This is a genomic window from uncultured Actinomyces sp. (genome assembly GCA_900541895.1).
In the GTDB taxonomy this organism is placed as follows: domain Bacteria; phylum Actinomycetota; class Actinomycetes; order Actinomycetales; family Actinomycetaceae; genus Pauljensenia.
The window spans coordinates 26,287-48,836 of record UWSI01000004.1; the positions used below are offsets into that span (position 1 = coordinate 26,287).

Consider the following 22,550-nt stretch of genomic DNA (forward strand, 5'->3'; position numbering starts at 1 on the left):
AGATATTTGTCGGCACTGACATGCTTCAGTGAACTAAGATGGCCCCATGATTGATGTGCGTTCACTGCGTGAAAACCCTGAGCCTGCACGCGCCTCACAGCGCGCTCGCGGAGCTGATCCCGCCCTTGTCGACCAGATTCTTGAAGCCGACGTTGCCCGTCGCGAGGCCCTCCAGAACTTTGAGGCCCTGCGCGCGACGCAAAAAGAGGTGTCCAAGTCCGTGGGTCGCGCATCCAAGGAAGAACGCCCCGCCATTCTTGCGCAGGCAAAGGAACTTGCTGAGGAAGTGAAGGCAGCCGAGGCCGCTGCGAACGCTGCTGATGCCGAGGCCGATCGCCTGGCTCGCCTGCTCCCGAACTTGGTCCTCGACGGAGTTCCCGTTGGCGGCGAGGATGACTACGTTGTCCTGCGCCACGCAGGCCCGGAGCGTCGTGACTTTGCCGCCGAAGGCTTTGAACCCCAGGACCACTTGGCACTGGGTGAAGGCCTTGATGCGATCGATACCAAGCGCGGCGCGAAGGTTTCTGGCGCACGCTTCTACTACCTCAAGGGAATTGGTGCCCGCCTCGAGCTGGCTCTGATGACCATGGCCATGGATCAGGCACTCGCCAACGGCTTCGTGCCCATGATGACTCCGACCCTGGTGACCCCGCAGGTCATGGGCGGTACCGGCTTCCTCAACGAGCACTCCGAAGAGATCTACTACCTGCCCGCCGATGACCTGTACTTGACGGGTACCTCCGAGGTTGCGCTTGCCGGCTACCACGCCGATGAGATCCTTGATCTGTCGGATGGACCCAAGCGCTACATGGGTTGGTCGACCTGCTACCGTCGCGAAGCTGGTTCAGCAGGTAAGGACACTCGCGGTATCATCCGCGTCCACCAGTTCAACAAGGCTGAGATGTTCTCCTACTGCCGTCCCGAGGACGCTGAAGAAGAGCATGCACGCTTCCTGGCTTGGGAAGAAGAGATGCTGGCCAAGGTTGAGCTGCCGTACCGCGTGATCGACACTGCCGCCGGTGACCTGGGTACTTCTGCTGCTCGTAAGTTTGACTGCGAGGCGTGGCTGCCCACTCAGGAACGCTACATGGAGGTTACCTCGACCTCGAATTGCACGACCTTCCAGGCACGTCGACTGGGTATCCGTGAGCGTCGCGAAGATGGAATGACCGCTGTTGCGACCCTCAATGGCACTCTTGCTACGACCCGTTGGCTGGTTGCAATCCTTGAGAATCACCAGCGCTCTGATGGCTCAATTTACGTTCCCGAAGCGATGCGCCCCTACCTGGGTGGCCTCGAGGTTCTTGAGCCCGTTGCCGCAAAGTAACGAGGTTGCGTGACCAGCTATTTGACGGCGCCGCTGAGCGGTGAAGCTCCCCGTCCTTTCGAGGAGCTGGTGGGGGAGGCGCTCGATGCGCTTCCTTCCACTTTCCCGCGTGATATTACGCAGGTGATGGTCGCCCTGGACATCGATGGGACGATTTTGAGTCCGAGCGGTGCCAGCACACAGGTCGTTGAATCGATTGCAGCGCTCAGCCGCGCCGGTGCGCAGGTCGTTATCGCGACCGGCCGCTCAATGGGTGCAGTCCTTCCCGTTCTCCCGCTGCTGGGTTTCCGCCGCGGGTGGATTGTCGCGTCCAATGGTGCGGTCCTTGCTCGCGTTCACGAGGCCGGGTACGAGATTGTGCATCGCCATGAGTTTTTCCCCGCCGAGGTGATCGACGAGGCGTTGACGGCTCTTCCGCATGCGCGTTTCGGTGTTGAAGACCGTAACCTTCGCTTAATTTCAACAGGTTTTCCCGAAGGGGAGATCGTTGAAGACACCGAGTTGGTGAGCGTCGACGAACTTCGTTCGATGCGTACACCCAAGCTTGTCATTCGTGAACCCGCTTTGGACCGCGATGCTTTCGAAAGCATCTTGTGTGCACTGCCCTTTGCGAAGACTCACGAGGTTTTCGTCGGCTGGACCTCCTGGGCTGATATCAGTTCACTCGGAGTGACGAAAGCCAGCGGACTTGATGAACTCCGACGGGATCTCTCGCTTCCCGTTGAAGGAAGTGTCGCTATTGGCGACGGTACGAACGACATTGCCATGATCGAGTGGGCAGCCTTTGGTGTTGCCATGGGCGGCGCCACCGAGGAGATTCGCATCCACAGCGATTTCGTTGCGGCAGCAGTCGAAAACGATGGTGCGGCCGCCGTCATGCGGGCAATTTTGCGCTGGTGTGGGGTCGCGTCCTGCTGAGCCAGCTGCCCATGATCGCGAAGGCACGGTCCAAGTCCCCGATCTGACAGTGCTGCGCCATGTCCGGATCCTGCGCGTGATGGAACGCGTGTACCTCCAGCGACTCCGCGTTCCGCAACGCTCGGCGTACGTCGCCCAGGCGCTCGAAGGGAACGTACTGGTCCGCGTCCCCGGCGAGGATGAGGCACGGCTGGGTGATGCGCCCCTCGAGGGGTTCCATCGTGTAGTCGCCGAACGCTCGCAATACCTGGCTGGGCCGGTGTAGTCCCGTCATGTGCGAGGCCTCCCGCAGCTTCCATGACAGGTCCGCGCTCAGTCGTGAGGCCGTCCTCAGCGCGGCATCGATAAGCCATGCGGGCCTCGGGTTCCCCACGATCGCGTCCGCGATGGGGCGCAGGGGACGAGGCAGTGGCAGCGTCAGGCCGTCCAGGAGCCGGTACATCATGTCGAAGGCGATGACGTGGCTGATGCGCGGGCAGTAGGCGGCCGCCCGCATGACGAGGTAACCGCCGAAGGACACGCCGAGTGCGGCTGCACTCTGAACTCCGAAGTAGTCCATGACCGCGTCCGTCGGGCGCTCCCATTCGGGCTCGAGCGGCATGCCCGCCGCCACCGTGTGCCCCTGACCCGGTCCGTCGAAGCTGATGATGTCGAAGGGGCGAGTCGGGAAGTGGGATGCGAAGTCAATGATCTCCTCGGCGTACCCGTCGAAGCCGTTCATCATGACGAGCGTGCGCGGTGTGCCCGCGGGGGCCTGCGCGCGGTCGGTCGGGTCGGCCTCCCATCGCATCGCGGTCAGCTCCCCGCCTCCATAAGGAACAGTGTGTCGGGTGAGGGCGAGGCCTCGGTGGGCCTCGTCGAAGGAGGCGGACATGGCGTCGATGAAGCTTCGCTTACGGGGGTCGTTGTCCCCGAGGTAAAAGGCCGCGAGCTCGTAGAGGCGCCACGCGGCATCCGCATCCCCCTCGGATGAGAAGCGCTCGGCGAGGCTATGCGCAAGCGCCGTGATCTGTTTTGTTGATCGAATGTTGGGGAGCGTGGTGGTCGCGATCGTATCCATGCCGACGCGGTCGAGTATCGGAGCGAAGGTCCGGTTGAGCTGCAGGTCAAATTGGCGGTTGCCGGTGTATTCGGTGAACATGCATCGACTGTATCGCCTGTCTACGTGCGGTGGACCGCACAATAACGAACAGAATGTTAGATATCGTACGGTGCAACCGTTATGCGTAGGATAAGCCCATCGATAGTGGAAAAATGATCGGAGAGACATGTTCCTGCGTAGCGCAGATAAGCACGGGCGCGAAACCGAGAAGAATCTCGACCTGCGAATCCGGAAGACGCGTCGGGCGATCCGCTCGGGCCTCCTCAAGGTGTGCCAGGCCAAGCCATATGCGCACGTCAGTGTCACCGACATCTGCGCCGCGTCGATGGTGTCGCGCACGACTTTTTATGACCACTACACCGACAAGGATGCGCTGCTTGCCGAGGTCGTGTCTTTCCTTCTTGATGAGATCACCCCGGCGCTCGAGGGCCTGTGGTTCGCCGAAGAGCGTGACGCCCGAGTCGTGGCTCGGCACCTCGCCGATGTGTACGCGCGCAATGGCAATGCCCTGAAGACTCTGCTGGCCATTCGCGTGGGCGGTGACGGCGACCTGCACGAGCAGCTTTATCGCACGTGCTGTTCGGTATTTACCGATTGGGCGCGTGGCCGTTTGGATGACGATGTGTTGCCGCTTGCTGCCAATGTCTACGCCTCGGTCGTCCTCACCTTCATCGAGCGCAGCGCCACCAAGCCTCTTACGGACAAGGAACTCGCCGCGATCGATCGCGCCCGCGAGCTCTTCATCGAGGGTTTCGGCGTTTGATAGGTCAGCGGTAGATGCGTGAGCGGTGATCGATGTTGATGGCGAGGATCACTAACTCATCATCTTCGATAGAAGCTATGATCCGATAGCTGCCGACACGGTATCGCCAAAATCCTGCGAGGTTGCCGGTCAGTCCCTTCCCTCGCGAGCGGGGATCCTCGCTGCTCGCAGTCTCACGGAGGTAGTTGATGATGCGTCTCGCGGTCGGCTTATCGAGCTTGCTGAGCTGTTTCAGTGCGCGCGGTGACAGCTCAGCCTTCCAGGCCAAGGGTCTTCACCGCCTCGTCAAGGCTCACCGATGCTGCGCGTCCACTGCGGATGTCCTCTAGCTCTGCCTGCAGTGAGTAGGCCAGCTCAATCTCCTCGAGCGCTGACTCGATGGCGCGATTCATGTAGAACGACTTCGTTCGTCCCGTCCGCTCAGCGAGGGTCGTGAGACGGGCGTCGATTTCGGGATCGAGCTTGACGGAGCGTGCAACCCGTGCAGTAGACATATGTCCTCCTCAAAAGTGACTACGCGTAGTCTACTCTCCCGAGGTGTCAGTTGGAAAGGCTAATTGGAGAGAAAGACGGGTGAACCGGCTCGCCCAGCCCCCACCTCGTCGATTGGGCAAAAACCGCTACGATAGCCCCATGGGAAAAGCCTCACGTCGTAAAAAAGTAGCAGTCAGCGCAGATCGCCCGGCATACCGCCCCCCGATCCCCTTCGTGGAACGTCCTTTTGAAGGACTTCCTAACGAGGTCGAACTGGTCGCGATGCGCGAAATCATCCCTTGCGCAACGCTGAGCGGACGCACCAGTGAAGAACACGGCGGTGCAGACTTCGACATTGTTACCCTGCTGCCCGATGGCCATCCCGCAATGATTCGCCCCGATGGACGTATCCTCGTCGGCCTGCAGACTCGCTCGAACTCGGGCGATCTCTCACACGACGTTGCGGCAGCTCTTCTTGCTGCTCTTCAAGCACAGTCCGACGGTGTTGACGGCGTCATCGATATTGATGTGCGCGAGCCCGCCCCTCACCTCCAGGACATTGTTGATCCGAAGGCGTTTGGCGATATGGAGATCGTTGCCGATTTCGGTTACTGGTTTGACCCGAATCAGGAACTCACCCCCGAAATGCGCGATGCTCTTGAGCAAAACCGCGCCGACGTTGTTCCTACCGCTGCAGTGCCCGGTACAGAAGGCATGTACTGGTGCGAAATGAACCGCAACTTCATCCGCTACGTTTCGGACGCCCCCGAACACAAGCTCTTCGACGCATTGGCACGCCTGCAGGCAGCCGGAAATGCCCGATTGGGAGAAGGCTCGCGCTTCGTCGGAGCTTTCCGGGCATGCGGTCTGGCAATCCCGGTTTTTGAGCTTGCTGAAGGCGCTTCTGCAGAAGATGTTGCCGCAGATGCGAAGGCTCTTGCGGAAAATGTCGAGAAGGCGCTGAAGGAAACCACCCCGCTGAGTGCAGACGAACGTCGCGCGCGCCAGGGCCTCGTTTCCCGCCAGGTCACGATTCGCTAAGGAGAGGCGGCACGTGAGCGGGATAGACTAACAGAGTGACTCCCGTTCAATCCGTCGAACCCTCACCTTCCCAGAAGGTCGCTGCGATTATCTGTGCCCACAATGTGGGTCGGCAGATCGCCTCAACTGTTCGTGCATGCCGCGCAATCCCTGGCGTTGACCTGCTGATTGTCATTGACGATGGCTCGGACGACGAAACCGGGAAGTATGCTCGCGCAGCCGGTGCGGTTGTCGTTCGCCATTCCGTTCCCCGAGGCCGGGCTTCGGCACGTGAAACGGGAGTGAAAGTTGCAGCAATGCGCGATCGCGTGGATGCCCCCGGACGCCACATCCTCTTTCTCTCGGGAGACTTGGGGGAGAGCGCCGTCGATGCCGCCTTCCTTGTCGAGGCCATCAGCAGTGGCCGTGCGGACCTTGCCTGCGCTGTTCCCGCGGGCCTCGGCAGCGAAGATCCGAGCAGCGCGCGCAAAGAGACCGCCGCGCAACGCCTCGCACACAATACGATTCGGCGCCAAACGGGTTGGAATTGTCAAGCACCCCTGTCCGAACAGCTGTGTATTACCCGCGAGGCGCTCAACGCGATCATGCCCTTCGCCAATGGCTACGGCCTCGAATTGGACATGAAGGTCCGGCTGCTCGCTTTGGGGATGACCGCTATTGAATTGCCCTGCGCTTTTGAGCACACAGGTGATGATCACAGCTTGGTCGCACTCAACCGGCCGGCGAGCCTAGCCGATGTCGCATGGACCTCGACGATGCTTGCGCTGCGCAAAGTGCGACTGCGCCGTCGCTTCCGAACCCCTGTCTCTCTTCAACGCTTGGGTGCCCCCTACCCTGATCCCGAGCACACTCCCGTATCCCAATCACCTGCAGGAGAAACCAGTTAATGTCTGAAAAAGGTACCCGTTTGCGTACATCCCGCGCGCTTGCGGCCTATCTTCCCGCTGCACTTTCCGTTGTCCTGGGCGCCTGCCTGTACATCACCTTCTCGGTTGGCCAGTGGCGTTCGCTGACCGTCCCTTCGTGGGATCTGGCTATTTTCACCGAGGCGGCGAAGTCCTATTCTCACTTCTCTGCGCCGATCGTTCCCGTGAAGGGACCGGGCTACAACCTTCTGGGCGATCACTTCCACCCCATCTTGGTTCTTCTGGGGCTGGTATATCGCTTCTTCCCGTCGGGACTGACCCTGCTGATCGTTCAAGATCTGTTGATTGCGGTTTCGGCGTGGCCGCTGGTTCGTCTAGCCAGCAAGCAAGCCGGGTGGCTTCTTGGAACATTCGTTGGGATTGGGTATGTCACCGCATGGGGATTCCAGGGTGCTGTTGCCTCGCAGTTCCATGAGGTTGCCTTTGCTGTTCCCCTTCTTGCCTGGGCCTCTGCCGCATTTGTTGAGGGTCGCTGGGTTGCCGTTATGGCATGGTCAGCGCCTTTGGTCTTGGTGAAGGAAGACCTTGGCCTCACCGTCATGATGATTGGCATTGTGTTGGCGTGGCGAGGCCGGGAGAGCGAAAAGTCCTTCACCTATCCCTTGTTCTTCGCGGTCTTTGGACTTCTTGCCTTCTTCGTGACGGTGAAGCTGCTTCTGCCCGCCTTTAATGCCTCAGGTACCTGGGCCTACAGCTTGGATGGAAACAGTAATCAGGGGGATGTCACTCTGATCGAGCGTGCGCTGTGGCCTGCCCAAAAGTACGGCGTGATTGCCATGGTGATTTTGGGGGCCGGCATCATTGGTATGGCATCTCCCTGGTTCTGGGTCATCATGCCGACAATTGCGTGGCGTTTCTTGGGTTCTGTTGACTACTACTGGGATTGGAAGCACTGGCACTACAACGCGATTTTGATCCCCATCCTCTTGGGTGCCTTGTTGGATGTGCATCGCCGGTGGTCTTCGCAGCAGGATTCCTCGATTTCCCGAGGCTTGGGCTGGGTAACCAGCGCGCAGCGTCCTGTGGTGGCAACAATTGCATTGGCACTGCCCTGCGCTGCGGCTTTTGTGACCGCTCCGCAGCTTCCGATGTGGCAGATGACGAATCCGGGTTTTGGAACTCTGAGTCCTCGAATGGCCCAGGCTCAAGAGATCAATGAGCTCATCCCTGAGAATTCACAGGTCGAAACTGATCTCACCCTGCTGGCCTACTTGGTTCCACGCCACGAGGTGTATTGGGTGGGATCCGCTAAGAATGTTGACGTCGACTATGTCGTTGTCGACCAACGTGGAGCCGCGTGGGGAGATCAGAAGAATGTCGATGCCGTGGCCTACGCGCAGGGTGCGCATCCAGGGCATAGTTTCGAATTGGTGTATAACCAGGGCGGTTTCCAGGTCGTTAAACGCAGCAGCTAACGCGCTTGACTGGAATTGATTGAGCGTTATATCGGTCAAGACGCACGGTGCCCCCGCGAGAAATCGCGGGGGCACGACGTATGAGCGTGATACCTCAGTGCGCGCGGCGCAGCCTCATGGAATTGAGGACAACACACACCGAGGACATGGCCATTGCAGCCGAAGCGAGCATCGGGTTGAGAAGCCCGAAAATCGCGAGCGGAATCACAAGGACGTTGTAGAAGAAGGCCCAGAAGAGGTTCTCTTTGATGACCTTCAGCGTTGCGCGCGAAATACGAATCGCAGCGGCAGCCATCGTTGGATCCGAGCTCACCAGCGTCATATCGGCGACAGCGATTGCACTATCGGCACCCGAACCCATGGCAATACCCAAGCCCTGAGTCGAGGCCTGTGCCAGAGCAGCCGCGTCATTAACACCATCACCCACCATGGCTACCTGGTGGCCTTCTTCTTGAAGGCGCATCACCGCATCGCGCTTATCTGCGGGAAGGACTCCCGCGATGACCGAATCAATACCGACCTGCGAAGCGACAAAACGTGCTGCAGATTCGTGATCACCAGTGAGCAAGGTCGGAGTGATACCCAAGGCCTTAAGCTGGGCAATCGCATCCTTTGATGACTCCTTCACCGTGTCACGCACAACGAATGCCCCCAGAAGCACGCCATCGAGGTGCTCGGGAAGTTCGCGCGTTTGAGGTGTGAGTGTCGCTGTGGGTGCTTGAGCGGATGCAAGCCGACGCGAACGTACCTGAGGCTCGTAGCCTGCTGCCTTCACAACCTCTTCAAGCTGTGCATCGCTGTAATCGTGTGAAAGGGTGATTCGAGCGCTCTCAGTTGCCAGGTTGACCTGGGCGTGAACGCCATCGAGCTTACCCAACTTGCGCTCAACTCTGCGAACGCAGGAAGCACAGGTCATGCCGCCCACGGCCATATCGACGATGATTCCGCCATCCTCGTTCTCTTGCGTGGGCTCCGAAGCCTGCGTCGGGTCCGTATCACCAGCGGAGGAAGTTTCCTGCCAGCCCTCAACGCGCGCGCTGGCCACAACGGTCGCTCCCGTGGCCTCGGCCTCGGAGATCGCGGAAAGCGCAGACTGAGGAAGGGAAATGCCAAGCTCACCCAGCCAGCTCACGCGGCCGGCCAGAAGGAGTGCGCCGTCCTCGGCGAGCGCGGAAACCCCAAGTCCGGGGTGGTTGCGCAGCTCGCGAACTGGGTGCGAGGGAAGCTCGCGCTCGTGGGCAGCCGCAGTGAGCGCACGGGCAATCGGGTGCTCCGAGGCAGATTCCAGCGAGGCGGTCACGCTGAGCGCATCCTCGCTGGACTGGGCATCGGGAGAATTCGTGCTTCCATCAGGAAGGATCACGGACTCCAATGACATGGCACCCTTTGTTAAGGTGCCGGTCTTATCAAGGAGGATCGTGTCGATGCTGCGCGTGCGCTCAAGGACCTCAGCGGAAGAAATGAGGATACCCATCTGCGCGGCCTTGCCCGAACCTACAAGGAGTGCGGTTGGCGTAGCCAGACCAAGAGCACAGGGGCAGGCAACAACCAGGACGGCAACGGCTGCGGTGATTGCGCTTTGAGCGCCAGCTCCGGCAATGAGCCATCCTGCCAAAGTCAGTAGGGAAAGCACAATGATCGTCGGAACGAACACCGAAGAAATACGGTCCGCAAGACGTTGGACGGGGGCCTTTGTTGCCTGGGCCTCGGTAATCATCTGGCCGATGTGAGCCAGCTGAGTTTCGGATCCAACGGCGGTTGCGCGGACGATCAATGCTCCCGAAGTGTTGAGGGTCCCTCCGGTGACCGCGCTACCAGGGGATACTTCGCGGGGAAGAGATTCACCCGTCATGAGCGAGGTATCCAAAGCGCTGGAACCCTCTTCAACGATGCCATCGGTTGCAACCTTGTCTCCGGGACGAACCTGGAAGAGGTCTCCGACGCGAAGTTCAGCTGCGGGGATGGTGCGGAACTGGCGATCCGTGCCACTTCCTTCAACGAGGATTGCGTCCTTCGCACCGAGCTCAAGAAGAGAACGCAAGGCATCACCGGAGTGATAGCGCGTCCGTGCCTCCATCAGTCGGCCGGCCAGAAGGAAAGTAACGATTGCACAGGCACCCTCGAAGTAGATTTCTGCGTGCGTTGCGTGGCTGTTCGCTGGGATGAGCGACGTCTGCATGCGCATGCCGATCATGCCTGCGCCGCCAAAGAGTAGGGCATACCACGACCACAAGCTCGAGGCGATGACACCGAGGGAGACCAGGGTATCCATGGTCGAAGATCCATGGCGTCCGGCCTGGAAGGCAGCGCGATGGAAGGGGGCGGCACCCCAGATCACGACGGGTAGCGAGAGGAAAGCGACGACCCACTGCCAGCCGGGGAATTGAAGTGGAGGAACCATGGACAGGCCCAGAACGATGATGGTGAAGGGGAGGGTCACAAGGAAGCGGTTGCGTAGATCCGCAGCGCGGCGCAGTAGGCCGTCTCCTAAGTGTTCGCTCTCAGTATTAGTTGATGTGTGGTGAGTTTCGGTAGTCATTCTGATTGATTCTGTCGTGTGTGGTTCACGGGATATCCGGGGGCACCTGATGGCGCCCCCGGATGAGGAGATCAGAAATCGCGAGCGATTCCGACCAGTTCGTAGCCGGCCTCGGAAACAGCATCGCGCAGAGCGTTGTCATCGAGTTCGGTGTTGGTGACAACGGTGGCCTTCGAGGTTGCGCCGGAGTTGAGGATGACCTCGACGTTCAGGACGCCGGGGATCTCACTCAGTTCTTCGGTGACAGATGCGACGCAGTGTCCGCAGGTCATTCCGTTGATGGAGAGTTCGACGGTGCGGTCAATTTCCTGTGCCATGATGGCGCCTTTCTTTGGTGGTGGGAAAAATGGAGAGACGTTACGGTGCGCGCTTAGGACTTCACCAGTCGCGCGATTGCCTTTGCGGCTTCTTGGATCTTTTCGCGTCCTTCTTCTTCGCTGTGCTGAGCGGCGTGAAGGACGCAGTGATTCATGTGGTCTTCAAGGAGGCACAGTGCGACGGAGTCCAGCGCTGACTGCACTGCCGAGATTTGAGTGAGGACATCAATGCAGTAGGTATCCTCTGCAACCATTCGTTGCAACCCCCTCAGTTGGCCTTCGATTCTGCGAAGGCGCTTGAGGTAGTGCTCGGTTTCTTCGGTATATCCGTGGGCCATGGTGTTCCTCCTTGCGCTTCTAAATATACCCCCGGGGGGTATGTGCGTCAATAGGAAATATAGTGAGGGAAACTCTCGCTGATTCAATCTGGACGCAGATGCACGTCAGGGGGTTTAGGCTTGCACCAAGGGAAGGAGAGGTAATGAGACGACAACACCACCGTTCGTATTACGCACGGCGTCGTGTGCCGGGGTCTTTTACTTCCCTCTACCTGCGTGCAAAAGTGATCCCGCTTGCACCTAAACTGCTCTCCGCGCTCGCGGTTGCTGGGGCCTCGACACTGGGATTTCTTCCATCGGGTATTCGCTCGCGTCTCCGAATGGAGTCAGATCGTCTGGGTGAACAGGTATCAGAACAATCCCAGTCGATCTTCTTCCGGGACCCCGGATTGGACACGCTTTTTGTTCGTGTCCTCTGTGGCATCGCTGGCAGTGCTGGGAAAATCGTTCACGCAGCAGCGGCACTGGACTCTGTCATTGGATTGGATCGCACAGGTAAACTTCAACGCTTGGCGCAGGTGACGCCTCGTGATGGCTTTGAAGCTCTGATGGCGGGAATGCTCATTGTCGGTACTTCGCTGGGGCAAATGACTGGTGGAACGGCACATGCAGATAAGTATTTTGATTCTGATGGTGGCCAGGATTTTATTGAGATTCCAGGACGACCGCATTCTCAGATCAAGCGTCTTTGGGCGCCGCGCTCACTTCAAGACATGGCAGCGGATATCGATGACATGTACTGGGCTGGAACCTATGGGCAGTCCATCAAAATCACGCGCGTAGGCCAGGGGAAGACACGTCGTTGGCTCGTGTCAATTCCCGGAACACAGCACTTTGACACTCCATCAACCCCCAACCCGGCAGACATGGAGGCCAATATTCGAGAGGCATTGGGAATGCCCTCGTCTATGCGCGCGGGCATTATTGTGGCACTTCACCAGGCGATGAGTGAAGAAGGAGTCGATCCTGAAGGCTTTGCTACGGAGCCAGTGATGCTTGCCGGTCATTCTCAGGGCGGTCTGATCGCGGTTAATTTGGGAAGCCTACCTGCGCAGGAGGCGGGAATTGATGTCCGTGCGATTCTCGCTATGGGAGCTCCCGCCAGGCGAACACGAATTCGTCCAGAAGTTGTCATGGTCGATATTGCCCATGATCAGGATGTTGTTCCGTCTACTGACGGGACACCGGCTCGTGCCCCCGACCATCGGATCATGGTGGGACGAAAGCTCATTCAGCCACGACTGCGCGCCCTGTACTATGCGCATTCCTCGTCGACGTACACCGAAACGGTGGGACACCTTGAGCGTCGCAGTGCTATCACCCGGTGGGATCGAGTCGGACAGGCGGTTTGTACACTCCAAGCGATGCTCCCACAGGGCGATGAGCCTACTCGCGTGCGTATTTATGACGTATGGCAAGAGCTCGATGACCCAAATTCGGGAGTGTGGTCTCGAGTGAAGGGCATTCATGCTCGGCAACTCACCTGTAATGCACAAGAAGCTGATGACAATCACGATGGGGTGACGCATGGAAGCGAATAGATCACTCAAGCGGATCTTGGGAATGATGAATGGGTCTGCGCTCCAGCGCATCTCTGACGATATCCCAAGGATTTCTAACCCCCTGGGCCTTGCTGCTATGGGAATTGCAACGCTCGGAGTAGGAGCTGCACTTACCCGTCTGCGGCCAAGCAATAGGGAAGGGCGCTCTCAGCGCTTCGCCCGCATGATCGAGGTAAGGCTTCGCTCAACCCTTGAAAAGCAGGTTGTGCGCGGTGAATACGGCAATGTGAATTCCGCTCCATGGGATGTCGATCGCTGCGAAGTCCAGGTGAACGAAGGCTTTGGGAAACCAACCATGGTTTGCTTCACTGTAGTAATGACGGCTTGCGGCGAAGAGCTAGCGGAAGACCTTCGTGCGCGTGCTGCGCAGGGCCTACTGGCTGCGGCTGTAGAGGCAGCATGGCGTAATCCCGAAATTGCGCCGATCGTCATTGAAGGCACGCTTCAATGTGGTGATGAGGACATCGTCGACATGCGCGCTCTGGGGTACTCTTCCCTGCAGGTGCGCCCCGAAGAGCTCTTTGAGCGCTTGGGGGCACCCGCATTTGATAGTGGCTGGAAGCCCGTCTAAACCTGCGTTACTCTGCGCTGATCCAATCGACCATGTCGGGTGCATAACCCGTGTAGGTCTCAGGAGTGAGCTCCATGAGTCGGCGCTTGTGGTCTTCGGGTAAATCCAAAGAAGATACAAACTCACGCAGACGGTGGATATCGATATCGTGTCCGCGCGTCAGTTCCTTCATGCGTTCGTAGGGGTTCTCCATACCGTCGCGCCCCTCAAGGGAGGCAAGACGCATGACCTGCTGAATGGCCTCGGAAAGAACTTCGGGATGCTGTGCCAATTCCTCAGCCATGACCTGTGAATTCAGTTCGATTCCCTCTAAACCGCGGGTCAAATTATCGATCGCAACAAGCGAGTGCCCCAAAGCCACTCCGATATTGCGCTGAGTTGAGGAATCCGTCAGATCGCGCTGAAGTCGCGATGTCACCAAAGTCTGAGCAAGGGTTTCCAACAGCGCGCAGGAAATCTCAAAATTAGCCTCGGCATTCTCAAAACGAATGGGGTTGACCTTATGCGGCATTGTCGAAGAGCCGGTTGACCCTTGCGCACCAAGCTTTTGATGGAAATAACCCAAAGAAATGTAGGTCCAGCAATCCGTCGAAAGATTATGAGCAATGCGTCCGAAGCGCGAAATATCGCTGTAGAGCTCGCTTTGCCAGTCATGAGACTCGATCTGAGTCGTTAACGGGTTCCACGTCAGACCGAGGCGCTCCACAAAATCTTTCGTAAGAAGCGGCCAGGGAACCTCAGGCAGTGCAATGCGGTGAGCGGCCCAAGTTCCAGTGGCTCCATTCATTTTGCCCAAGTATTCCGCGTCTTCAATTCGCGAGAGCTGGCGAGAGAGGCGATAGGCGAAAACCGCTAATTCCTTACCCATAGTGACCGGAGTTGCCGGTTGGCCATGGGTACGCGCAAGCATGGGAACATCCGCGCCATTTTGAGCCAATTCAAGAAGTCGCGAATATAGCGCCTGTGCACGAGGCAACCACACTTGGCGAACGGCAGCTTGAACATTGAGCGCATACGAGAGGTTATTGATGTCCTCTGAGGTCGCAAAAATATGGACCAGCGGACGAAGCGAGGGAAGTACGGTGGTGGGACCGAGAGCATCGCGCGCTGCCTCAAGGCGATGATCAATGTAGTACTCGACTGCCTTTACGTCGTGGCGGGTTTCGGCTTCGATCTGGGCGAGTTCGGCAATGGAATCTGCGTTGAAATTCTGAGGAAGTGCACGCAGGTAGTCCAATTCGGCATCAGAGATCTCGGGTGCGTGAGCAATGACGCCCCGTCGCAGCAGCTCAATCATCCACTCAATCTCGACAAAAATTCGGGTTCGATTGAGTGCGGCCTCTGAAAGGTACTGAGTCAGTTCTTGGGTTTGAGGACGGTAGCGACCGTCCAGCGGAGAAAGCGCCTGGCCAGTTGCTGCTAGGTCTGCGTATCCCATTTCGGGCGAAAACATGGATCCTTGCTGCGAAGTCATGTCTTAATCATCTCAGACCGAGGCCGCGTTGCCACGGGACCAGGGTTTGAAACCTTGTATTCACACACAGTCGTGACGGGTTTTCGGTGTTTTCCACAGAAATTGTGATGTGTCTGAAGCGAGAAGAGGGTCCTCATACTCTGACACGTATGTTGATGTTCACGGTATGTCAGTCGCTTCAGGTAATAGCAGACAATTGTGCGGATATCGCCGCAACAATGAATGAGTTTTCTCTGTCGTCATGGACCGGAAACGGAAGTGAAGGTGCGCGCGTAGAAATTGATCAAATTGCGAAGGGATCGAATTCTTGGTCCGCACTGGCATCGCAGCTGAAAGAACTTGCGCAACTGGAAATGGCAAGTCTGGAGGGACAGTCATGAGCGATGAATCTGTGTCGTGGATGCTTGTCTCTTCTTCGCAAACGCGAATCGATACTGAGGCATTGGTAGATGATGTCCTCGCAATGAGGAAAATCAAAAATGCCTGTGATGAGCAGCTGGATATGCTCGCTGGGATGGTCCAAGACTTGAGGATTCACAAGTGTGGCGAGCTGGCCGACCACTTTTACTCACTCGGCGCGCACCTCAGTGAGCGGGTGGATAGTTGTGCGAAAAAGCTTGCCTATGTTGCGCGTATCCACTCTGGTGCCGAGGCCGATGTCCGAGCCTACCAGCGCACCTGCGCCCGTTTAGACGGCGGTTTGGGATTCAATACCTGGGGTGGTGGCTTAGTGCTCTCACAAAGGATTGGACGCTTTGGAAAGTACCTAAATCCAAACCTTCCCTTTCTCATGGCTCCTGTTGGATTGGTTCATGGAGGGGTGATTGTTGCATCTCACGGCTATTCCTTCATCCATCAACCAAAAGACGCAGAGCTGGGTATTCGGACCCAGTATGACGTTGGCGAAATGGCCCGAATGCTCAGTGGTACGAATTCGCATGAGAACGCAGAAGTGACGCGCGATGCCGCGGCCCAAGCATCAACGTTCTATGCGGCGATGGGCTGGTTAATGTTTGGCCGGCACAGTGGAGTGCGGGTTTCGCCGCAGTCGCTTCCGGCCGCTTCCGGTGGGGGAGCTCCGTCAAGTACACGGGTATTGGAAGGTGTTGCTGATGGCGGAAAAGTACGCACATACTGTGGGGCTTTTGGTGTTGCCCTTTATGCGGCTCATAGCGTTATTGACTACCCCAAACACGCACCGACGCCCCAGCAGGCAGCCTTGGGAGTCAGGCAAGGGGGGAGTGGAGCTCCCCCTCATGTGAACACTCCACTTCAGGCCTCGGCAGCCCTTGAGAGGATCGGAGAACTGCGCTCAAGCGCGGATGAAGGTCAGATCGAGATCCTTCAGCATGTCACTACAGATGAACAGGGCCAGGAACGCCGTTCGTGGTCCGTCATGATTCGAGGAACGCAGAAGTGGGGACCCGGTGAGGATAATCCCCAGGACATGCTGACGAACCTTCAAGCTGTTGGTCAATCTGATTCAGATCAGCTTCGTGCGGTGAAGGAGGCTATGGATATGGCGGGAATTCGCAGTGATGAACCCGTTGAGTTCATTGGCCACTCACAAGGTGGAATCATCGCTGCTCAGCTGGCCTCCGAAAGCGATATTCGCGCACGCTACAGTGTAGCCTCGGTTCTGACAGCGGGATCTCCCGTCGCCGGTTTTCACCCTGATCCGGGTGTTCCCATGCTCAATATGGAAAATACACGCGATATTGTTCCTGCCCTTGATGGTGCGGCAAATACGAATCGGGGAAATGCGCTCACCTTGCATTTTGATAGCGAGCACTTGGATGTGAAGCAGGGCAGTGACAATCCCATTGCCGCGCACGACATCGGGACCTATACGCAGGCGATTCGTGAATGCGAGCAGGTGAATCCGCAACAGAACCCCAATATTGGGGAAGTAATTCGTTGGGAAGAACAAAGAAGAACTCGGCTAGGTATCACCGATAGGACGCAGACGCGCTCCTATATCTTTGATACCCGCCGAGTGACGTGATGTGTGAGCGAAGAAGGATCAGTCCTTCTTGGATGCTCCAGTCAAGCTTCCAAACAGCGAAGAGACAACAGCGGTGATGATCGCACCGATAATTGCCGCTCCAATCCCAGAGACAGAGAAAGGAAGACCCAAAGAGTGGGCAACTCCGCTTGCCACCATGAAACCGATGCCATTAGTCACCAGAGCAAAGAGTCCGAAAGTGAGGATGTACAGGGGGAAGGCAAGGATTGAAACCAAGGGGCGTACGATCGAATTCACGATGGTGAAGACCAAAGCGATCAGGCCCAGCATAATGACTGTTTCAGTCAGGGTCGTGCCCTGTGCAATGACGATTCCAGGAACAATTTTGGCCGAGACCCACAGTCCCAAGCCGGTTCCGATAAGACGCAGAATAAAGTTCATGCGCTTAATTATCACCTATCACTGAGCAAAGAACTATGCGACGATCGCCATAACTGCGCTAAACATCAAGGCGCAGGCCAGGTATTCGCCAATCCCAATGACCGCGGGGCGAAGCTTGATGCGTGATGAATTTTGTAATGCGGGAACAATGATTGCTCGCGCAGAAAGCGCGGTAAAAGCGATCAAAGACCACAGCGGAATCACGTGGATCACAACGCCAACAAGACCAGCCACTAGTGTCGCTAGGTGCCAGGCAATACAGACGGCGAACATGCGTGTGTCCCCGGCGCCTCGGATCAATGATCTTACGTAGAGAGTAGCGCCCAGCATGTATGCCGCAATTGCGGCTGCCGCACACCAGAGTTTGAGTGGTGAGTAGTCTTCAGCAACAACCCACACTGACAGTGGATAAGTGCATGAGCTGGCCAGAACGCTGGCGAGGTGTGAGGGTAGTGAGCGTCGGCATTTTCTCCACGCCTCGAATGTCGCAATTGCACAGAAGAATGTCACGGGGATCAGGATTCGCGCGACAGGACGCGGGTGAAGAATGATGACCGGAATTCCGCATGCGGTCGCGATTGCTGCCCAGGTCGCCATTGCCGGTAGGTAGGATTTTCGACGTTGAGGTGCAGCCGCCATGTACAGGGTGAGTGCGTGATAGCTGCAGTAGGCCGCTGTCCATGCGGCAAGTAAAAGGAACTGAATGGGCTGAGGTTTCAGGGTGCAGATTCCGACGGCGATGGGAAGAGCAGTCATTACCCACGCGCCATGCTCGTTTGAGAGCCATCCTCGGCGAATAAGTGAGCGCATCCGTGATCCTCGTTGATTCATGGGCAACAGTGTAGTGCCCCTATTCACTAAGGCAAACCTAAGAAAAATGCGAATTCTGTGCCGGTGCTCACCAACATCCCATTCACTGAGACATACTTTTTCTGAAGTGGGCCAAGAGCGCAATAGTTATAGGTATGTCAACAAACGATACACGCGAAGAAACCGTCCCATTCTCGGTTGCCGCTCAGCCCGAGCTTTCTCAAGAAGATCGTTCCGCACGCATTGCGGTTACCGTATTTCCGCTCATTATTATTGTGGCATTCGCTCTGGGTCTGATTTTCCCGACCCATGCAGCAAAGCTTGCCTCGGGTGTGAATATTGGCCTGGGCATCATTATGTTCGGCATGGGCCTGACCCTGACCCTTCCTGACTTTGCTCTTGTCGTGAAGCGCCCCCTGCCCGTCATTGTCGGTGTTATCGCGCAGTACGTCATTATGCCTGGAGTTGCTTTCCTCCTCACCAAGGCGCTCAACCTTGATCCGGCAATCGCAGCCGGCGTCATCTTGGTCGGATGCGCCCCGGGTGGAACCGCATCGAATGTCATCTCTTACTTGGCTAAGGGTGACGTTGCACTTTCGGTGACCATGACATCGATCTCCACTTTGCTGGCACCCTTCATGACCCCCCTTCTCACCATGTGGCTTGCCGGTCAGTACATGCCTGTTGATGCAAAGAAGATGGCAATCTCGATTGTTCAGATCGTTCTGATCCCCGTGGTCGCAGGCCTCATCGTCCGTATGCTTGCTGGCCGTTACGTTGAAAAGATCCTCCCGGCTCTTCCCTGGATCTCCGTCCTTGGCATCTCCTACGTGCTGGCAGCAGTTGTTGGTAAGTCCGCCGACAAGATCATGGAATCCGCACTCATCGTCTTCGTCGTGGTCATCCTCCATAACCTGCTGGGTTACTTCTTCGGATACTTCGCAGGCCGTATCTCGGGCGGCGATTACCGCGCAGCTCGTACGACCGCAATTGAAGTTGGTATGCAGAACTCGGCTTTGGCAGCCGGTTTGGCGACGAAGTACTTCAGCCCCGAGGCCGCGCTTCCTGGTGCTGTCTTCTCGGTCTGGCACAACCTTTCCGGTGCACTATTGGCGATGTTCTTCCGCCGCTTTGGAAAGCAGGGCTGAACGAGCGCTGAGGGGAAATACCCGACAGCATCACAGTTTTGCTGTCACGTCGGAATTGCACCGGCCTGAAACTTGTGGGGCGACGCAGCGAATATCGCATGCGTCGCCCCACCTGTATGTCATGCAAGCTGGAGTCAGGCTTGGCATCCACCCGAATTTTCGAATGCCCAGCAGTGCCGGAATGCCAAGGCCGTTCCTAGTTGTGGTTCCCCGAACGAGGTGCGTGTGCACCTTCCGTGAAGGCGTTAATAGTCACCTGCGGATCAAGCGGATGGCCGGCGCGAGTCTCTGCACGTAGGTGCGAAACGACGGCCTCAAGACTACCGCAGGCATCGGCAACCGCCTTCTGACGCTGGTAGCCCACACCAATGCTGCGCATCGTTGAAATGAAATCCAACTCTTCTGCGCAATCAAGGTCCTGCGCAACAGGGCGCAGTTTTTCAATCATTTCATCCAGCAGCTCATCGATGTGACGCTCATTGCCGTGAATGTCTTCGATCAGAATGGCATCCATCCCGTAACGCGCCGCACGCCACTTGTTCTCAGCCAAGAACCACGGGGAGGTAGTCGGAAGTTCTTCGCCTCGATCAAGAGCACGTGAACCGTATTCAACCAGGCAGTGAATAAGTGCGGCGATCGCTCCAATTTCAGCCGCGTTGCTGGAAGAATCGCAGACGCGCACTTCCAGTGTGCCAAGCCTAGGCGAGGGGCGAATATCCCAACGGATCTCATCAAAATTAGAGATGATGCCGGTGTGCATCATGTCGCGAGTGTAATGTTCCAATTCTTCCCAGCGGGTAAAAAGCTGAGGGACACCCGCCGTGGGGAGCTGCTGGAAAACCATCGCCCGATTGTCGCAGTAGCCCGTGTCCGTTCCCGCCCAATAGGGTGACGAGGCCGTCAGGGCTTGGATTCGCCCGAGCTGAGTGGAGAGGAAGGCAAGAAGGGGAAGAACTTTGGCGCGATCCTCAATCCCAACGTGAACATGCGTGCCAAAAATCAGCATTTGGCGACCCCAGAACTGGGTGCGATTGACCAATTCGGCATAGCGTTTTGAGTCTGAAACCCGCTGGTGTGCAGGGTTAGCAAATGGGTGAGACCCTGCGCTTGTCAGGTTGACACGGAGTGCCGATGTGATCGGCTCAAGCATCTCTAAGCCCTCATTGAGATCGGCAATGGCATCGCGGACACGTGTCTGTTTGCGAGAAATTAATTCCACTGTATTGCGCAGCATTTCACCGTGAACAAGCGTATTTCCCGGATACTGCGCACAGACTTGAGTGATAATTGCCTGCGCACATTGGCGGAGGTCTTCAGAATCGATATCGATGAGCTGGAGTTCCCACTCAACGCCAAGTGTTGAACGTTCAGATTGTGCGAACGAGATGGCCATAGCTCCCCTTGCTCAAGCTTGTTGGTAGCGGTGGATAAAGGATGCCAATAGGTCGTGGGCGGGTTGAGTATTCGCAGCGTCGCAGCGTGCAACTACCGCGGGCTTCTCTTCTGCAGGATAGTAGGTGTCACCGTAGGTCTCAATGCGTAGATGCATCCCGTCTCGCGTAATTTCCGGGTGAAATTGCGTGCCATAGATGTTCTTTCCCCAACGGAGAATTTGGACGTGGCAGTGAGTTCCGGTCGCCAGAAGTTCGGCTCCCTGTGGAATAGATCCAATTGCATCAGCGTGGCCGGTGTAGGCGTGGAATTTTGGCGGGAGCTTACCGGTTAGTGGGTCGGCAAGTCCGGCCTCGGTCAAGGAAATTTCGGGGGCCTGGAGATCCTCAGAGAAGCCCTCAACGATGGGTGCTCCCGAGGCTCGAGCCAGGGATTGCAGGCCAAAACAGATGCCGAAAGTCGGGAAATCACGCTCTAGAAGGATGGATGTCAAGGCATCGATACGTTCTTCAACGCGCAGGTGCTCGGGAGTTTTCTGCTCATGAGGGTGCTCGAAACCGAAGGGAGAGCCGGTAATGATGACACCCGAATACTGGTCCAAGTCGATATCACTGGCCGGGTGCGGTGAAGCGGCATCAACTAACGGGAGTGGGTGAAGATCGCTGTCACTGAGCTGACCGATTGCCTTCATCGACGCCAGTTCATCTCGCGCAAGAATACCGTCTGGTCGGCACACGGCCACCAGGAAGGGTCGAGAAGAAGCGGGTCGAGAAGCGTTCATAACGTCACGCTATCAGCCGTATCAAACAGATGCGCGGAGGATGCGGAAGATGGGATTGTGTAACGGGTAGAAAAAACCCGCAGCACCTAACGATGCTGCGGGAATCACGTCGGGGTGGCGGGATTTGAACCCACGGCCTCTTCGTCCCGAACGAAGCGCGCTACCAAGCTGCGCCACACCCCGTGACCGTTTGAGTATAGCCGTCCAAAGCCGGTGCGCAAAATTTTGTACGCGAAGGTCGGGAGTCTTGCCCGTTTCCTGTGTTCAGTCGTGAATTGTCAGGATCGAGGCCTCGGGGCGGGTGGCGATACGCACCCGAGCGTAAGGGGAGGTACCCAAGCCCGCGGAGACGTGCAGCCATGCATTCTCGCTGGCACTGGTCTCCCACACGTGTAATCCCTTGCCGAACTCACGGGGGAGATCGCAATTGGTGACCAGGGAGGTCACGCCCGGCAGTCCAATCTGACCACCGTGAGTGTGGCCTGCAAGGATCACTTCTGCACCCAAGTGGGTCATTGAGTCGAGCACGCGCGTGTAGGGTGCATGGGTCACACCCATGCGAATAGCTCCAGAGGATAGCCAACTCTGCGATAGTCCAGTGATGGAGTCGCGGTTAATGTGCGGGTCATCGACACCCAGCAGAGCAAGAGGAGCAGGTGCGTAGCTGAACTCGTCGACGTCGGTCGTGGTCTCAGTCTGGTAAGGCTCCACAAGTGCCGAAGAATTCGACAAATCCGCCCAGCCCATCGTTCGCAGGTGTGCGGCAAGTTCGGTCCACGGCAGGTCTACCGCGCGCTCGATCTTTCCTGATTCACGAGGCCGAAGGTAGCGAGTCCAGCTCTTGGGCTTTGGCGAGTAGTAGTCGTTTGAACCGAAAACGAAGGCTCCGGGGAAATCGGAGAAAATTTCGTGAGCCTGGATCACCATTTCTAGCGCATCGGGACTGCCGAAGTTATCTCCGGTGGAGAATACGTAGTCGAATTGCTCGGTTTCGCGAATCTCTTGCAGGAAATCGAGAAGAAATTCTTGGCCTGCGAAAAGGTGCAGATCGGAGAAATGGAGGACCTTCGCCATTCGGTGGTGACTGCGCAACATGGGCGTTGACAGTGCCGAAAGCGGGACATCGTAGTGGCGAAGGACAGGTCGACGCCGCTCGACACTTCCCCAGGCAAGAGCCGCAGTACCGCCCAGAGCAAGGGCGGCTGCGCCTCGGAATGCGTGCTTGACGAGTCGACGTGAAGTCAT

Annotated in this window: 23 protein-coding genes and 1 tRNA gene; 11 read left to right on the plus strand and 13 right to left on the minus strand. The window is 57.4% G+C overall.

Going from position 1 to position 22,550, the window contains the following annotated elements; translation table 11 throughout:
* The first annotated feature begins 46 nt into the window (after positions 1-46).
* Positions 47-1,327 (plus strand): serine--tRNA ligase, encoded by a 1,281-nt coding sequence (gene serS, locus QZR18_RS02190; protein ID WP_009748192.1) that lies wholly within the window; start codon positions 47-49, stop codon positions 1,325-1,327.
* A 9-nt stretch (positions 1,328-1,336) separates the two neighbouring features.
* Positions 1,337-2,245, plus strand: a complete 909-nt coding sequence (locus QZR18_RS02195) for an HAD family hydrolase (RefSeq protein WP_178705063.1) — start codon at positions 1,337-1,339, stop codon at positions 2,243-2,245.
* On the opposite strand, the gene QZR18_RS02200 is transcribed toward QZR18_RS02195, so the two are convergent.
* A complete protein-coding gene (locus tag QZR18_RS02200) occupies positions 2,202-3,386 on the minus strand; it encodes an alpha/beta fold hydrolase (RefSeq protein ID WP_178705066.1) in 1,185 nt (394 codons plus the stop codon). The two genes, QZR18_RS02195 and QZR18_RS02200, sit on opposite strands and share 44 nt — an antisense overlap.
* Before the next feature lie 127 nt (positions 3,387-3,513).
* Here QZR18_RS02200 and QZR18_RS02205 point away from each other — a divergent pair, with 127 nt between their 5' ends.
* Complete coding sequence (locus QZR18_RS02205; RefSeq protein ID WP_178705069.1) at positions 3,514-4,110, plus strand: TetR/AcrR family transcriptional regulator; 597 nt, start codon at positions 3,514-3,516, stop codon at positions 4,108-4,110.
* Between the two features lie 4 nt (positions 4,111-4,114).
* Here QZR18_RS02205 and QZR18_RS02210 read toward each other — a convergent pair whose 3' ends face one another.
* Together QZR18_RS02210 and QZR18_RS02215 are read right to left on the minus strand one after the other, a co-directional pair.
* Positions 4,115-4,378 (minus strand): type II toxin-antitoxin system RelE/ParE family toxin, encoded by a 264-nt coding sequence (locus QZR18_RS02210; RefSeq protein ID WP_178705073.1) that lies wholly within the window; start codon positions 4,376-4,378, stop codon positions 4,115-4,117.
* Positions 4,362-4,604 (minus strand): ribbon-helix-helix protein, CopG family, encoded by a 243-nt coding sequence (locus QZR18_RS02215; RefSeq protein ID WP_178705076.1) that lies wholly within the window; start codon positions 4,602-4,604, stop codon positions 4,362-4,364. The genes QZR18_RS02210 and QZR18_RS02215 overlap by 17 nt, the downstream gene beginning before the upstream one ends.
* Before the next feature lie 139 nt (positions 4,605-4,743).
* Here QZR18_RS02215 and QZR18_RS02220 point away from each other — a divergent pair, with 139 nt between their 5' ends.
* From QZR18_RS02220 to QZR18_RS02230, 3 genes are read left to right on the plus strand one after another with little or no spacing between them, the layout of a single operon-like run.
* Positions 4,744-5,625, plus strand: a complete 882-nt coding sequence (locus tag QZR18_RS02220) for a DUF5926 family protein (RefSeq protein ID WP_178705079.1) — start codon at positions 4,744-4,746, stop codon at positions 5,623-5,625.
* A 35-nt stretch (positions 5,626-5,660) separates the two neighbouring features.
* Entirely contained in the window at positions 5,661-6,512 is an 852-nt protein-coding gene (locus tag QZR18_RS02225) for a glycosyltransferase (RefSeq protein ID WP_178705082.1), read from the plus strand.
* Positions 6,512-7,966 carry a DUF2079 domain-containing protein gene (locus tag QZR18_RS02230; RefSeq protein WP_178705085.1) on the plus strand — a complete coding sequence of 485 codons (1,455 nt, stop codon included), beginning with the start codon at positions 6,512-6,514 and terminating at the stop codon, positions 7,964-7,966. The genes QZR18_RS02225 and QZR18_RS02230 overlap by 1 nt, the downstream gene beginning before the upstream one ends.
* A 94-nt stretch (positions 7,967-8,060) precedes the next feature.
* Here QZR18_RS02230 and QZR18_RS02235 read toward each other — a convergent pair whose 3' ends face one another.
* From QZR18_RS02235 to QZR18_RS02245, 3 genes are all read right to left on the minus strand, one after another.
* Positions 8,061-10,505, minus strand: coding sequence for an HAD-IC family P-type ATPase (locus tag QZR18_RS02235; protein WP_178705088.1), 2,445 nt, complete (start codon positions 10,503-10,505; stop codon positions 8,061-8,063).
* A 71-nt stretch (positions 10,506-10,576) separates the two neighbouring features.
* Positions 10,577-10,822: a heavy-metal-associated domain-containing protein gene (locus tag QZR18_RS02240; RefSeq protein WP_178705091.1), complete on the minus strand. Its 246-nt coding sequence runs from the start codon at positions 10,820-10,822 to the stop codon at positions 10,577-10,579.
* A 53-nt stretch (positions 10,823-10,875) separates the two neighbouring features.
* Positions 10,876-11,160 carry a metal-sensitive transcriptional regulator gene (locus tag QZR18_RS02245; protein WP_178705094.1) on the minus strand — a complete coding sequence of 95 codons (285 nt, stop codon included), beginning with the start codon at positions 11,158-11,160 and terminating at the stop codon, positions 10,876-10,878.
* Between the two features lie 143 nt (positions 11,161-11,303).
* On the opposite strand from QZR18_RS02245, the gene QZR18_RS02250 reads away from it, so the two are divergent.
* On the plus strand, positions 11,304-12,701 hold the full coding sequence (locus QZR18_RS02250) for a hypothetical protein (protein ID WP_178705096.1): 1,398 nt from the start codon (positions 11,304-11,306) through the stop codon (positions 12,699-12,701).
* Positions 12,688-13,293: a hypothetical protein gene (locus tag QZR18_RS02255; RefSeq protein WP_178705099.1), complete on the plus strand. Its 606-nt coding sequence runs from the start codon at positions 12,688-12,690 to the stop codon at positions 13,291-13,293. The genes QZR18_RS02250 and QZR18_RS02255 overlap by 14 nt, the downstream gene beginning before the upstream one ends.
* Before the next feature lie 7 nt (positions 13,294-13,300).
* On the opposite strand, the gene purB is transcribed toward QZR18_RS02255, so the two are convergent.
* Positions 13,301-14,767: an adenylosuccinate lyase gene (gene purB / locus QZR18_RS02260; protein ID WP_178705102.1), complete on the minus strand. Its 1,467-nt coding sequence runs from the start codon at positions 14,765-14,767 to the stop codon at positions 13,301-13,303.
* Positions 14,768-14,922: 155 nt separating this feature from the next.
* On the opposite strand from purB, the gene QZR18_RS02265 reads away from it, so the two are divergent.
* Together QZR18_RS02265 and QZR18_RS02270 are read left to right on the plus strand one after the other, a co-directional pair.
* Positions 14,923-15,147: a hypothetical protein gene (locus tag QZR18_RS02265; RefSeq protein WP_295910192.1), complete on the plus strand. Its 225-nt coding sequence runs from the start codon at positions 14,923-14,925 to the stop codon at positions 15,145-15,147.
* Complete coding sequence (locus QZR18_RS02270; protein WP_178705108.1) at positions 15,144-16,772, plus strand: hypothetical protein; 1,629 nt, start codon at positions 15,144-15,146, stop codon at positions 16,770-16,772. Before QZR18_RS02265 ends, QZR18_RS02270 begins: the two co-directional genes overlap by 4 nt.
* Before the next feature lie 18 nt (positions 16,773-16,790).
* On the opposite strand, the gene QZR18_RS02275 is transcribed toward QZR18_RS02270, so the two are convergent.
* Together QZR18_RS02275 and QZR18_RS02280 are read right to left on the minus strand one after the other, a co-directional pair.
* Positions 16,791-17,174 carry a phage holin family protein gene (locus QZR18_RS02275; protein WP_048712675.1) on the minus strand — a complete coding sequence of 128 codons (384 nt, stop codon included), beginning with the start codon at positions 17,172-17,174 and terminating at the stop codon, positions 16,791-16,793.
* A 33-nt stretch (positions 17,175-17,207) separates the two neighbouring features.
* Complete coding sequence (locus QZR18_RS02280) at positions 17,208-17,984, minus strand: YwiC-like family protein (protein ID WP_178705111.1); 777 nt, start codon at positions 17,982-17,984, stop codon at positions 17,208-17,210.
* Between the two features lie 155 nt (positions 17,985-18,139).
* Between QZR18_RS02280 and QZR18_RS02285 the strand changes: the two genes are divergently transcribed.
* The gene (locus QZR18_RS02285; RefSeq protein ID WP_178705114.1) at positions 18,140-19,132 is read left to right on the plus strand and encodes a bile acid:sodium symporter family protein; all 993 of its coding nucleotides are present in this window, start codon (positions 18,140-18,142) and stop codon (positions 19,130-19,132) included.
* Between the two features lie 196 nt (positions 19,133-19,328).
* Here QZR18_RS02285 and QZR18_RS02290 read toward each other — a convergent pair whose 3' ends face one another.
* The 4 genes from QZR18_RS02290 to QZR18_RS02305 form a co-directional block, all read right to left on the minus strand.
* Positions 19,329-20,525 (minus strand): glutamate--cysteine ligase, encoded by a 1,197-nt coding sequence (locus tag QZR18_RS02290; RefSeq protein WP_178705117.1) that lies wholly within the window; start codon positions 20,523-20,525, stop codon positions 19,329-19,331.
* Between the two features lie 12 nt (positions 20,526-20,537).
* The gene (locus QZR18_RS02295; RefSeq protein ID WP_178705120.1) at positions 20,538-21,305 is read right to left on the minus strand and encodes a glutamine amidotransferase-related protein; all 768 of its coding nucleotides are present in this window, start codon (positions 21,303-21,305) and stop codon (positions 20,538-20,540) included.
* Between the two features lie 109 nt (positions 21,306-21,414).
* Positions 21,415-21,488 (minus strand) — tRNA-Pro (locus tag QZR18_RS02300).
* An 81-nt stretch (positions 21,489-21,569) separates the two neighbouring features.
* Complete coding sequence (locus QZR18_RS02305) at positions 21,570-22,550, minus strand: metallophosphoesterase (RefSeq protein ID WP_178705123.1); 981 nt, start codon at positions 22,548-22,550, stop codon at positions 21,570-21,572.